The organism is Salinimonas chungwhensis DSM 16280 (assembly GCF_000378185.1).
Taxonomy (GTDB): Bacteria; Pseudomonadota; Gammaproteobacteria; order Enterobacterales; family Alteromonadaceae; genus Alteromonas; species Alteromonas chungwhensis.
In genome coordinates this window covers 83348-95506 of sequence record NZ_KB899380.1, presented here as the reverse complement: position 1 = coordinate 95506, position 12159 = coordinate 83348, and the positions used below count along the sequence as shown (strand labels likewise).

The window sequence follows — 12159 nt, the reverse complement described above, 5'->3', positions numbered from 1 at the left end:
GGGATCCTTATAGGTTATTAATAAACGCGTGATACTTTATCAGCCTCGGGCACCAAAAATAGCGGTACCGATACGCACCATGGTCGACCCATGTGCTACGGCGGCTTCTAAATCACCACTCATACCTACGGATAGGGTATCAAAATTGCTCAGCTTTGTACGGTATTGCCCGAATAAATCTGCCAGTTGGTGTAACGTTTGTTGCTGTTGTTGCGAGTCAGCGTCTGCTTTGGGGATGGCCATAATTCCCCGCAAACGTAGCTTTTCGAAGCCATCAATCTCAGCGATAAAGGCCTCCAGCTCATCAGCAGCAATACCTGATTTAGAGGACTCATCGTCCAGGTTCATCTGAATACAGACATTAAGTTGACCTTTTTCATCTGGTCGCTGATCATTGAGGCGTCGGGCAATCTTTATCCGATCTACTGATTGCACCCAGTCAAAGTGCTCAGCCACCAGGCGGGTCTTATTAGATTGTATGGGCCCAATCATATGCCACTGAATATCTGACAGGCTGGCCAGAGCCTGTACTTTTTCTACACCTTCCTGAACATAGTTTTCGCCAAATAAACGTTGTCCCGCTTCATACGCTTGCCTGATATCAGATACCGGTTTTGTCTTGCTCACCGCTAGTAATTGAACAGATTTTGAAGGACGATGAGCACGAGCAGTCGCCTGATCTATCCGTTCGCGGGCCACCTTCAGTCGTTCTGCTATTGTTTGCATTGTGCACCTAACGATTTGGAGAAGTACTCGTGGATATTACCGAACTTTTAGCGTTCAGTGTTAAGAATAACGCATCAGACCTGCACCTGTCAGCGGGGTTGCCGCCTATAATCCGTGTTGATGGTCAGATGCGCCGACTTAATATCCCCGAACTGGATCATAAACAGGTTCATGATTTGATTTACGAGATTATGAACGATGCCCAGCGCAAGGAATACGAAGAAAATCTGGAAGTTGATTTTTCTTTTGAAGTGAAAGATTTGTCACGCTTCAGGGTAAATGCCTTTATCCAGAATCGTGGTGCGGCCGCTGTGCTGCGTACCATTCCTTCGCGGGTTTTGTCGCTGGACGAGCTGGGTGCACCAGAAATTTTTAAAAAGATTATCGATCAGCCCACCGGGCTGGTACTGGTGACCGGTGCCACAGGGTCAGGTAAAAGCACCACGCTGGCGGCTATGATAGATCATATCAATAGCTATAAGCGTGATCATATCCTGACTATCGAAGACCCGATTGAATTTGTTCACGACAATAAGCTGAGTCTTATTAACCAGCGGGAAGTGCACCGGGACACCCACAGTTTCAACAATGCGCTACGTTCGGCTTTACGTGAGGATCCTGATGTCATCCTGGTTGGTGAATTACGGGATCTGGAAACAATCCGTCTGGCTATGTCAGCTGCTGAAACCGGTCATTTAGTTTTTGGTACCCTGCATACCAACTCTGCGCCGAAAACCATTGACCGGATCATTGATGTATTCCCGGCCGAGGAGAAGTCGATGATTCGCTCTATGCTATCAGAATCCTTACGGGCGGTTATCTCACAGACACTATTACAAAAGGCTGGCGGAGGACGAATCGCGGCCCATGAGATAATGCTGGGTGTGCCAGCTATTCGAAATCTTATCCGTGAAGATAAAGTGCCGCAGATGTACTCGGTGATTCAGACCGGTCAGGCTCAGGGTATGCAAACTATGGATCAATGTTTACAGCGCTTGGTTGCCAAGGGGCTGGTATCGCAACAAGATGCCAGCGCCAAGGCAATCGATAAGTAATCGGCAGAAGGAAAATGTACGTGCTTACTGACTATTTACGCCAGGCAACCGAGCAGGGCGCTTCCGATATATTTATAACCACTGGCTTTCCGGTCAGCGCTAAAATCAACGGTCAGCTTACTCACATGGACGACCGCAAATTGTCGCCCGACGATGCCAAAGCTTTGGTGCACAGCGTGATGGAGGCACGATATATCGAAGAGCTGGAGCAAACCAAAGAAGCTAACTTTGCAGTAGGAATCGATGGCATCGGACGTTTTCGCTGCAGTGCATTCTGGCAACGGGATTCGGTAGGGATGGTGGTGCGTCGAATTGTGACAGATATTCCCAAAGTGGATGACCTGGGTCTGCCGTCCATATTAAAAGATGTGATTATGAGCAAGCGCGGTCTGGTATTGATGGTGGGTGCCACCGGTACGGGTAAGTCAACCTCACTGGCGGCACTTATTGATCATCGCAATCACCATTCGCGCGGCCACATTCTGACTATCGAAGACCCCATTGAGTTTGTGCATCAACATGGCAGTTGTGTCATTACCCAGCGGGAAGTTGGGGTTGACACACACTCTTTTGACGAAGCACTGAAGAGCTCATTGCGTCAGGCTCCGGATGTGATTTTGCTGGGGGAAATTCGCTCCATGGAAACCATGGAATACGCCATGTCGTTTGCTGACACCGGCCATCTTTGCGTGGCGACCCTGCACGCCAATAACGCAAACCAGGCCATCGAGCGGATAATGCACCTGGCACCGCGGGAGTTGCATGACAAGCTCTTATTTGATTTGAGTCTGAACCTGCGAGCCATTGTTGCACAGCAACTTGTTCCTGATAAAAACGGTGGCCGGGTGGCGGCTATAGAAATACTCTTAAATACACCATTCGTGCGGGAACTGATTCAAAGCGGTCGTATTGGTGAGCTTAAGGAAACGATGAAAAAGAGCAAAGAAGCAGGTATGCAGACTTTTGATATGGCATTGTATGAACTTTATCAAAGCGGCACCATTGAGCTGGACCAGGCACTGCACCATGCTGACTCACCCAACGATTTGCGCCTGATGATAAAGCTTGATTCGGATAGTGGTAGCAGTCTGGGTTCATTAAGTGAAGTTTCAATTGATATGGATTAACCATGGAAAAGCTTTTTGGCAGCGATGATGAATTTCTAATACAGCTTTTGCGTAGTGAACTGGAAGAAGCTGGCATCCCGTATCTTATGAAAAACGAGTATATTGGCGGCGCCCTGGGTGAGCTGCCATGGCAGGACATCCAACAGGAAGTATGGCTGGTGGATGAAAGCTGGTTTCATCAGGCCACCAAGGTAGTGGAAAACCTGAATAATAACGGGCAATGTTGTTGTGAGAATTCTGACTGGCAATGTGAACGTTGTCTTGAAGTAAATGAAGGGGCATTTGCCATATGCTGGCAATGTCAGACGCCAAAACCTGAACCATGCGGCCATTACCGGGCGGCCAAAGCCGCCGGTGAGCAAGGATAGTGCGCTATTTATCTTTGCTTGCCACTTGAGTTAAGACCTTCAGAAACTATTACAAGTACTGATTTTCTGCCCAACTGGTAAAGATCACGCATGCTGATACGCTATCTACTTTTTCTTTCGTCAGCTTTCTATAACCACCCAATTCAAAGAGCATTGCTTTGGCATCTGCGGTAGATAACCGCTCATCCCAAGTTTCAACCGGGCGTTTGAACCGGCCATGCAGGCGATTAGCAAATTTTTTCGCCCGCTGAGTAACCTCCTGCTCAGTACCGTCCATATTCAAAGGCAACCCAACAACTACCACATCAGGCTCCCACTGGGAATAGAGCTGTTCTACAACTTTCCAGTCAGGTATGCCATCTTTTGCTTTTAATGCAGGCAGCGGTGAGGCCGTAGCGGTAATCTCCTGACCTACTGCCACACCAATACTCTTTGTTCCAAAGTCAAACGCCAACACCGTGCGCTGGCCCGTTTCACGCATGACCTACGCCGGGGGTTAACTGCCAGACGTCAACGCCGAGTTTATTGACGGCTGCCTGCCACTTTTCGTGGATAGGCGTATTAAACAGAATGTCGGTATCGGCCTCAATTGTCAGCCAGGCATTCTCCTGAAGTTCTTTCTCCAGTTGTCCGGCTGACCAGCCAGCATAGCCGAGTGCCACAATGGACTTATCCGGCCCGGCGTCAGAACCAATGGCGGTCAGGATATCCTTGGAAGTAGTAACCACAACATTATCAGCCAGTGTCATGCTTGAGCCCCATTGACCCTGGTCAGAATGCAGCACAAAGCCGCGTTCCTGATCGACCGGACCGCCGGACATCACTGTTTGTTCCCGCTTGTTTTCGGCAACGATAAGCTCTTTGTCAGTTTGCTCAAGCAACTGTTTTAACGTCATGGTAGATGGCTGATTGATAATGATACCCATCGCGCCTTCATCGTTATGTTCGCAAATATAAGCCAACGAACGCTCGAAACGCGGATCATCCAGCGACGGCATTGCGATGAGAAGATGATTCTGTAAACTCTTAAGCTCTGTCATTTAGTGACTCTCTGTTTTGCTTAAGACGACGCTCAATGGCTTCAAACAGCATCGCCATAATATTGATATCGAAACTGGCTTCTATTTCTCTTACGCACGTCGGACTGGTAACGTTTATTTCAGTAACTTTGTCACCGATAACATCCAGGCCAACAAAAATCAGCCCCTGTTCACGCACTACCGGCGCGATTTTTTCTGCCACCTCACGGTCGCTATCACTTAATGGCTGTGGGCGACCTGTGCCTCCTACGGCCAGATTGCCTCGGGTTTCCCCCTTGCCCGGTAAGCGGGCCAGGGCGTATGGGACGACTTCGCCATCAACAATCAGGATACGCTTGTCGCCATGCTCGATTTCCGGCAAATATCTTTGTGCCATCATATACCGCTGCCCCTTACCGGTCAGCGTCTCGATAACAACACCGAGGTTGTTTCCATCCTCTTTGATTCTGAAAATGGAGGTACCGCCCATTCCGTCTAAGGGTTTGCAGATAATATCTTTATGGGTTTCATGAAACGCCTTGATTCGGGCACTGTCGCTGCTTACCAGCGTAGGGGGAATAAGATCGCCGAACCAGGCAGTAAATAGCTTTTCGTTATAATCACGCAGCGCCTGAGGATTATTAACCACCAGAGCTCCATCCCGTTCGGCCAGGGAAAGAATTTGGGTAGCATACAAAAACTCACTGTCAAAGGGCGGGTCTTTACGCATAAGCAGTACGTCAATATCGCCCAGCGGTATAATCCGGGCTTCACCTAATGAGTAAAAGTCGCTGGCCTGATCTCTGACACTCACTTGCTGGGCCATCGCCATTGGCCTGCCGTTATCCAGATACAGGCTATTTAACTCCAGATAAAGTAACTTCGCGCCGCGACGCTGAGCCTCCAGCATCATGGCAAAACTGGTGTCTTTATGAGGTTTGATATTGGCAATGGGATCCATTACCACACCAACAGTGTAGCTCATGGCAATCTCTCGAATAAGAAACAGAATGAAGCAGATATGGCGACCGCCAGTTATTTTTCAAGGCAATCGCCGCGTTTAAAGCCTGACTCAGATGTCGCCGTGGATGCCCTGAAGCAAACTCACACTGGCGATGGCAGCGGTTTCGGTGCGCAATATTCGCGGCCCCATACTGACCGCCTGGTAGCCACATTCCTGCGCCTGATGAACCTCTTGCTCACTCAGGCCGCCCTCGGGGCCAATCAGCAACCGATACCCTTTGGTAACATACGGTGTTTTGCTAAAGCCGCCGTGGGCGGTAGGTGACAGCACCAGACGATGTTGGTCGGTTGAGGCGGATAAAAACTGACTTAACGTTTGGACCGGATGCAGGGTAGGCAGCGTGTTACGACCGCTCTGCTCGCAGGCACCTATAACAATCTTATGCCATTGTGCATATTTCTTCTCCCACCGTTTGGGGTCAAGCTTAACCGTGCAACGTGCGGTTAGCAGTGGGGTGATGTCGGTGACCCCCAGTTCTACACTTTTTTGTAACACGGTATCCATCCGATCACCTTTGGAAATGCCCTGAGCAAGATGCAAGGGTAAGGATGATTCGGTAGAAACTGATAAACAGGCATCCATTTCCACCATTACTTCTTTTCTGGCAACACTGATAATCTGACCGCTGTATTCGTTGCCGTCGCCATTAAACAGCACTACCGGCTGGTTAGCTTTAATTCGTAATACAGTGCTGGCATGGTGCGCCGCGTCAGGATGAAGTGGAAACTCCTCATCCAGCGTAATGCTATCGGGATGGTAAAAGCGTGGAATTCGCATAGTACTCGTTATTTATTTAAAAATAAGGTTAATAATAACGAGTAAGGCCCGGAATAAGCAACGCTTACCGGGCCCGTACCGTATCTATAACAATGATATTCAACCAGACTCGTGGTTAGTTGACGGAAACAGGCTTAGATATTGGCTTTTTCGGCAGGGTGGTAACATTGGAGGCGTTTGACTGCGCAGCATGGCGTCTCGCGTGTACGGTATTTTCACCTTTGTCAGACGACAAAGCATATAAAAGCAATAAAGATACAATGGCAAAAAGCACTGTAAGAAATAACATTGACATAATCCTTTCTTTTCGTTGGTTAACGAAGCTTTCCAAACTGAATCTGTTCGAATTCCACTTCGAAGCCAGCCTGGATACTCTTTGCTAATATGACAGCGAATCCTTTGGCTTTAGTAGCAAAGAAACCTAATTATAGGAAATTTAATTCCTGTGTACCAGCGAATACCCTGGTGGAGCCCTCTTTATTTTACGTTCTTTTTTTAAAACAGCAGCTTGCAAACTGTGCTCAGAACATTTGGCGTGTATACGTTTAAACCAGGTTACTGGAGCAAAATGTTGCGCAAAAAAGTGATTTATGTCGAAGCATGAATCCATACCTGCGTATAAATCTTACTTAATCATCAACATAAGTGATTGCCAGACTTTATCAAAGCTTGGTAGCTTACTCATAACACCTCCACTGCAATTATTAGGACTATCCGTATGGAAGACAAAATAAACCTGTTCACTTCAGACGATATTGAGATGTATCTGAATGAATACGCTATTCCCTGGGCGATCAATATCGCTATGGCCATTATTATTTATATCGTGGGCCGGCTGATTGTCAGCGTGGTACTGTCAATGTTTCGTCGGGTTATGGCCCGCTCTAAATATGATGAAATGTTAATCAATTTCATTGAGTCCATCATGGGCGCAATATTGATGCTGTTTGTGATAGTGGCGTCCCTGAATGAGTTGGGGGTCGATACCACGTCGCTGGTAGCGATAGTGGGTGCAGCAGGTCTGGCGATAGGACTTTCGCTGCAGGATTCGTTAAAGAATTTCGCTGCGGGGGTTATGTTATTGGTATTTAAGCCCTTTAAAGCCGGTAACTTTGTTGAAGCTGCCGGGACTACCGGGATCGTGCAGAAAATTGGTATTTTTCATACCACAATGACCTCGTTGGATAACAAAGAGATCACGATACCGAACGCGAATATCTATGATGACAACATTACTAACTACTCAGCCAAAGAAACGCGCCGGGCCGATATGGTCTTCGGCATCGGTTACGATGACGATTTACGTAAAGCCAAACGCATTTTAGAAGAAATGCTTGAAGCTGACGAACGCGTGCTTGAAGATCCAGCTCCCGCTGTGGGCGTCATGGAGTTGGGAGACAGCAGTGTCAATTTCACAGTACGTCCATGGGTGAATGCTGCTGATCTGTTAGTCTTTAAATGGGAATTTACTGAAAACGTAAAACTACGGTTTGACGAGGAAGGTATTTCAATTCCATACCCACAAATGGATGTCCATTTTTTCAAAGAAGCGGATAACGCGGAAAATAACAACGCGGCATCATCAGGAAGTGCCTCTAAGGCTTAATCATCATGCATAAAAAACACCGCTTCCTGGCGGTGTTTTTTTTTAGGATGTGACTGACTACCGGCAGTCCGGACGATTACTCGTTTTCTCATACACACTTACAGCCTCTGGCATATTCTTCTGTAAGCTTTGTATCCGGGATTGCGGTGCCGGATGCGTTGACATAATCTCTGGAGGTCGCTGGCCGCCGCTGGCTGCCTCCATATTTCTCCACAAATCTACTGACTCGCGCGGGTTGAACCCTGCTTGCGCCATTAGTTGAAGACCAATCAAATCCGCTTCCGACTCATGTGCGCGACTATAGGGAAGTTGTACCCCCACCTGAACGCCCAGTCCAATAGCTGCCATAATCGGGCCCGTCTGAGGAACTTCATTGGCCGCCAGAATCTGCCCAACCGCCTGCGTGCCAATATTAACAAGCGCCCCCTGTGACATCCGCTCATTACCGTGCTGTGCAATAACGTGACCAATTTCATGGCCAATAACTGCAGCAAGTTGGTCCTGGGTTTGCGCTACTTTCATCAATCCGGTGTATACGCCGATTTTTCCTCCGGGCAGGGCAAAAGCGTTAACCTGATCCTCATCAAATACAACAACTTCCCATTTACCGTCATACACGGATTCAGGAACGTAAGGTGTAATAGCGTCAGCGATACACTCTACATATTCATTCTTCACTGGCTGACGGGAAACATTCTGCTTTTGTTTCATGTCAGTGAACGCCTGCTGTCCCATCTGGGCCAGTTGATCTGAAGGAAATAACAGTACCTGATTACGTCCGGTGGGAGAGGTTGCACAGCCCACAGCTATTGCAGACAGCGCCACCACCAGTGTTTTTTTAATCCAACCTGACATAGTAATTACCTTTAATTTTTAAGTTTTTCAATATGTTCGTATCTGCTGAGTGTACTGTCTGAGTGAAACAGATACCAGACACTCTCGAAAACATCACGATAAGCTGATGTAGGTTATATGCGTTCGCCTCCGGCTAAGTTTACCTTTGATGACTATCGGGTACGCCGCTGTACGGCTTCGGTTACGCTAAAACAATGCGTTGCTAAAAAAATTGTGTATGTTTGAGATGCTTTGTTTCATGACATTTTTGTCACAACGCGCTAAGCTAACCGCATACTAAGTTCAGCAATGTTTAATTATTTCATATCGCTAAAGCCCATGGCTCCTGAGGCCTCAGAGCGCCGGCGAGATAATGATGATTTAGACGATGAGAAAACGTCATTGATGGCTGAACCGGCAACAAATTAAGAGAGCAACATGGCAGAGCAAATTGTAATCAGTGGTGTAGGGGTATGGAACCCGGAATTTACAATTACCAACGATGAGCTGGTAAGCAGTTATAATGCATGGGCGGAGTCATATAATGCCGCCCATCGTGAACAAATAGATCAAAATAAGGTTACCGCGAAGCCTCAGTCAAGCTCAGAGTTTATTGAAAAAGCATCGGGCATCAAACAGCGTTACATTTATCAAAAAGAAGGGGCGCTGGATATTGACCGTATGCGCCCGACTATCCCTGAACGAGGTGAAGATGAGTTAAGCGATCAAGCTCAGATTGCCATTGAAGCTGCTACAAAAGCGCTTGAGCAGGCAAATAAATCCGCTGCGGATGTCGATGTAGTCATTGTGTCCTGTGCTTACACACAGCGGGCGTACCCCGCCATTGCCATCGAGGTTCAGGAAGCACTTGGTATAGAAGGCTTTGGGTTCGATATGCTGGTTGCTTGTTCGGCGGCCACATTTGGGATGCACAGAGCTTACGAAATGATTGCCGCAGGTACCGCTGCTTGTGTATTGGTTATTAACCCTGAGCTGGTTTCGCCCCAGGTCAATTACACAGACAGAGACAGTCATTTTATCTTCGGCGATGTCGCAACGGCTACCGTTCTGGAAAAAGCAGAAACCGCCACCGCTGACCATGTCTATGAAATTCTCAGCACCAAGGCGCTCACCAAATATTCCAGTAATATCCGTTCCAATTTCAGCTATATGTCACGTGCCAATGACGTTGATCCATACGGGCCTGATAAGCTGTTTCATCAGGCTGGTCGCAAAGTATTCAAGGAAGTCTGCCCGCTCGCTGCTGACCACATAGAGCAGCATTTGTCCCGGCATGAACTTAAGCCCGCAGATGTCAGACGCTGGTGGTTGCATCAGGCGAATATCAATATGAATACACTCATCTGCAAGCGGTTGCTGGGGCGAGAAGCGAGCCGGGAAGAAGCCCCTATCGTGCTTGATGAATATGCAAATACAGCCTCGGCCGGTTCGGTGATAGCTTTCGGCTTGAATCATAAAGATCTTAAAAGCGGCGATCACGGTGTGCTTTGCTCGTTCGGCGCGGGATATTCAATTGGTAGTCTCGTTCTGAAAAAGCGTTAAGCAGCACCTTACAAAATAATAAACAAGGGATGTAAATGATTGCGGATATCGGCTATGGCATGAATGCGTTAGGCTATCTGACGCTTCTGTTGTTGTTATTCACGGTTCGTAAATCTGGGTTGGCAAAGTATCTGCTGATGCTGGCGTCTATGGTCACGTTTGGTTGGTCGCTAAGTTTTGTGACACTGCTAACCGGCCCCATCAGCATGCCTCATCTGCTCAATGCTGATGCATTTAAAATGCTGGTGTGGCTGCTGTTTTTGGCAAGTTGCCTGCGTGAGGATTTCACCAATATCTGGCGAGTTCTCAGCCGTCCGGTCACTGCTGTCATTTTGGTTCCTCCTGTACTCACGCTTGTGCTCCCTTCTATTTTACCCGTTGCAGCGTCCACCCACTTTTTGCTGATGACTATCTTGTCGCTGGAAGTGTTGGTGCTGCTGGAAGTGCTTTATCGTCAGGCTGGCAAGGATCGCTGGGCCTATAAACCCCTAGTTATCTATTTGGGTGCGATTCATTTATTCGAATTCTTCACCTATATGAATGCCACCATGGTCAATCAGGTCGGTTTGGGCTACATCGCCGCGCGTGGCTACGTTTACCTGATGTTGTTACCGCTTTTGGTGGTAGCCATTCGCCGTATCAAACACTGGGGGGTGGATATATTTATTTCCCGTCAGGTCGTGTTGCACAGTTCCATGTTGGTGGTGGCAGGGGTCTTCCTTTCGGTAGTCGCCCTGGCTGGCTATGCAGTTAACTATTTTGGTGGTAGTTGGGGCGCGACCATCCAAATCCTGTTTTTTGCATTGTCATTGACCTTACTTGGCGCGGTCATAATGTCCAACAGCCTGCGAAATCGCGCTAAGGTATTTATCGCCAAACACTTTTTCGCCAATCAGTTCGACTACCGTGTAGAATGGGTCAAACTTACCAAAGCCCTGACCTCACAAACAAAAGGCATTCACGATGTCTACAATAATGCATTAATCGGAACCTGCGAAGCGGTTAACTATGATAGCGGCATTCTGGTTAAGGTAGTCGGTACCAATGTTGAAGAGCTCGCCCGTCGTGGTCATGCAGCGATGAGCGATGCTGATCGGATTATTTTACGCCATCTCATCCCTTTTTGTGCAAACACCAACTGGCTGATTGATTTACAGGATTATCAGGTTAACCCATTTGAATATGAAGGATTACACCTGGATCGGGAAGTGGTGAGGCAGAGTATGTTTCATCTGGTCGTGCCCCTGTTTAATCAGGAGGAAATCTGGGGCTTTGCATTACTTAGCACCGCGGATGAAAAGGTTAACCTAAACTGGGAAGTCAGAGATTATCTGCATGCGGTCAGTGAGCAGGTTACTACCTACATATTGCATAGTGAAGCGGCTAAAGCCGTGGCAGAAAATGCCCAGTTTGCTGCCTTTAGCAGAATGTCCGCCTTTGTTCTGCATGACTTAAAAAATGTTATGGCGCAAATCGATTTGATTTTGTGTAATGCTGAACAACATAAGCACAATCCTGAATTTATTGATGATACCTTCGAAACGCTGCATTACACCAAGGCCAGAATGGATAAGATGTTGCGCGAGCTTAATGAAAAAAAGGTGGACGAAAAAGGCATCGACTCAGCACAGACGTTGTCGGTTATTATCGCCCAGGTCATAGATACACGTTGTCATTCAATCAAACCGGTGCCATTGCTAAGAGTTGATGAGGAATCGCAGGTGGTGGTTGACTCAGAGAAGTTTGCCAACGTGGTTTACCACCTGATAAGCAATGCACAGCAGGCCACCGCTGATGATGGCAAAGTGGTAATTTGTCTGGACGTCGATCATATAGAAAATAAACAATATGTGAAAATTACCGATACAGGTAGTGGAATGGATAAAACCTTCATCGCTGAACGCCTGTTTACTCCTTTTGATACCACCAAAGGCAACGCGGGTATGGGCATTGGTGCGTATGATGCGAAACAGTATATAGAATCATTAGGCGGCAGGCTGCTGGTGGAAAGTGAAGTGGATAAAGGAAGCTGCTTTACCCTTGAATTTCCACTGGATTAA

12 protein-coding genes are annotated in these 12159 nt (G+C 47.6%); 6 read left to right on the top strand and 6 right to left on the bottom strand.

What is annotated here, in order from left to right; all coding sequences use genetic code 11:
* Positions 1–39: 39 nt before the first annotated feature.
* Positions 40–726, bottom strand: coding sequence for a YggS family pyridoxal phosphate-dependent enzyme (locus F458_RS0109945; RefSeq protein ID WP_018983267.1), 687 nt, complete (start codon positions 724–726; stop codon positions 40–42).
* A gap of 29 nt (positions 727–755) precedes the next feature.
* Here F458_RS0109945 and F458_RS0109940 point away from each other — a divergent pair, with 29 nt between their 5' ends.
* From F458_RS0109940 to F458_RS0109930, 3 genes are read left to right on the top strand one after another with little or no spacing between them, the layout of a single operon-like run.
* Positions 756–1781 carry a type IV pilus twitching motility protein PilT gene (locus F458_RS0109940; protein ID WP_018983266.1) on the top strand — a complete coding sequence of 342 codons (1026 nt, stop codon included), beginning with the start codon at positions 756–758 and terminating at the stop codon, positions 1779–1781.
* 14 nt (positions 1782–1795) lie between these two features.
* Entirely contained in the window at positions 1796–2908 is a 1113-nt protein-coding gene (locus tag F458_RS0109935; protein WP_040610307.1) for a PilT/PilU family type 4a pilus ATPase, read from the top strand.
* A gap of 2 nt (positions 2909–2910) precedes the next feature.
* Positions 2911–3276 carry a putative signal transducing protein gene (locus F458_RS0109930; RefSeq protein WP_018983264.1) on the top strand — a complete coding sequence of 122 codons (366 nt, stop codon included), beginning with the start codon at positions 2911–2913 and terminating at the stop codon, positions 3274–3276.
* A 49-nt stretch (positions 3277–3325) separates the two neighbouring features.
* On the opposite strand, the gene ruvX is transcribed toward F458_RS0109930, so the two are convergent.
* The 4 genes from ruvX to F458_RS0109910 form a co-directional block, all read right to left on the bottom strand.
* Complete coding sequence (gene ruvX, locus F458_RS0109925) at positions 3326–3757, bottom strand: Holliday junction resolvase RuvX (RefSeq protein ID WP_018983263.1); 432 nt, start codon at positions 3755–3757, stop codon at positions 3326–3328.
* The gene (locus F458_RS0109920) at positions 3750–4316 is read right to left on the bottom strand and encodes a YqgE/AlgH family protein (protein ID WP_018983262.1); all 567 of its coding nucleotides are present in this window, start codon (positions 4314–4316) and stop codon (positions 3750–3752) included. The genes ruvX and F458_RS0109920 overlap by 8 nt, the downstream gene beginning before the upstream one ends.
* Positions 4303–5280, bottom strand: coding sequence for a glutathione synthase (gshB, locus tag F458_RS0109915; RefSeq protein WP_018983261.1), 978 nt, complete (start codon positions 5278–5280; stop codon positions 4303–4305). The genes F458_RS0109920 and gshB overlap by 14 nt, the downstream gene beginning before the upstream one ends.
* An 87-nt stretch (positions 5281–5367) precedes the next feature.
* Complete coding sequence (locus tag F458_RS0109910) at positions 5368–6096, bottom strand: 16S rRNA (uracil(1498)-N(3))-methyltransferase (RefSeq protein ID WP_018983260.1); 729 nt, start codon at positions 6094–6096, stop codon at positions 5368–5370.
* 718 nt (positions 6097–6814) lie between these two features.
* Here F458_RS0109910 and F458_RS0109900 point away from each other — a divergent pair.
* Complete coding sequence (locus F458_RS0109900) at positions 6815–7702, top strand: mechanosensitive ion channel family protein (protein WP_018983258.1); 888 nt, start codon at positions 6815–6817, stop codon at positions 7700–7702.
* Between the two features lie 57 nt (positions 7703–7759).
* Here the strand turns inward: F458_RS0109900 and F458_RS0109895 are convergent, their stop codons facing one another.
* The gene (locus F458_RS0109895) at positions 7760–8557 is read right to left on the bottom strand and encodes a M48 family metallopeptidase (RefSeq protein WP_018983257.1); all 798 of its coding nucleotides are present in this window, start codon (positions 8555–8557) and stop codon (positions 7760–7762) included.
* A gap of 417 nt (positions 8558–8974) precedes the next feature.
* On the opposite strand from F458_RS0109895, the gene F458_RS0109885 reads away from it, so the two are divergent.
* Both F458_RS0109885 and prsK read left to right on the top strand, forming a co-directional pair.
* Entirely contained in the window at positions 8975–10099 is a 1125-nt protein-coding gene (locus F458_RS0109885) for a beta-ketoacyl-ACP synthase III (RefSeq protein WP_018983255.1), read from the top strand.
* 35 nt (positions 10100–10134) lie between these two features.
* Positions 10135–12159, top strand: coding sequence for an XrtA/PEP-CTERM system histidine kinase PrsK (prsK, locus tag F458_RS0109880; protein ID WP_018983254.1), 2025 nt, complete (start codon positions 10135–10137; stop codon positions 12157–12159).

Coding starts and splice junctions, on each gene's coding strand:
- F458_RS0109945 (WP_018983267.1), bottom strand. CDS start 726: ATGCAAACAATAGCAGAACGACTGAAGGTGGCCCGCGAACGGATAGAT.
- F458_RS0109935 (WP_040610307.1), top strand. CDS start 1,796: ATGTACGTGCTTACTGACTATTTACGCCAGGCAACCGAGCAGGGCGCT.
- F458_RS0109930 (WP_018983264.1), top strand. CDS start 2,911: ATGGAAAAGCTTTTTGGCAGCGATGATGAATTTCTAATACAGCTTTTG.
- ruvX (WP_018983263.1), bottom strand. CDS start 3,757: ATGCGTGAAACGGGCCAGCGCACGGTGTTGGCGTTTGACTTTGGAACA.
- F458_RS0109920 (WP_018983262.1), bottom strand. CDS start 4,316: ATGACAGAGCTTAAGAGTTTACAGAATCATCTTCTCATCGCAATGCCG.
- gshB (WP_018983261.1), bottom strand. CDS start 5,280: ATGAGCTACACTGTTGGTGTGGTAATGGATCCCATTGCCAATATCAAA.
- F458_RS0109910 (WP_018983260.1), bottom strand. CDS start 6,096: ATGCGAATTCCACGCTTTTACCATCCCGATAGCATTACGCTGGATGAG.
- F458_RS0109900 (WP_018983258.1), top strand. CDS start 6,815: ATGGAAGACAAAATAAACCTGTTCACTTCAGACGATATTGAGATGTAT.
- F458_RS0109895 (WP_018983257.1), bottom strand. CDS start 8,557: ATGTCAGGTTGGATTAAAAAAACACTGGTGGTGGCGCTGTCTGCAATA.
- F458_RS0109885 (WP_018983255.1), top strand. CDS start 8,975: ATGGCAGAGCAAATTGTAATCAGTGGTGTAGGGGTATGGAACCCGGAA.
- prsK (WP_018983254.1), top strand. CDS start 10,135: ATGATTGCGGATATCGGCTATGGCATGAATGCGTTAGGCTATCTGACG.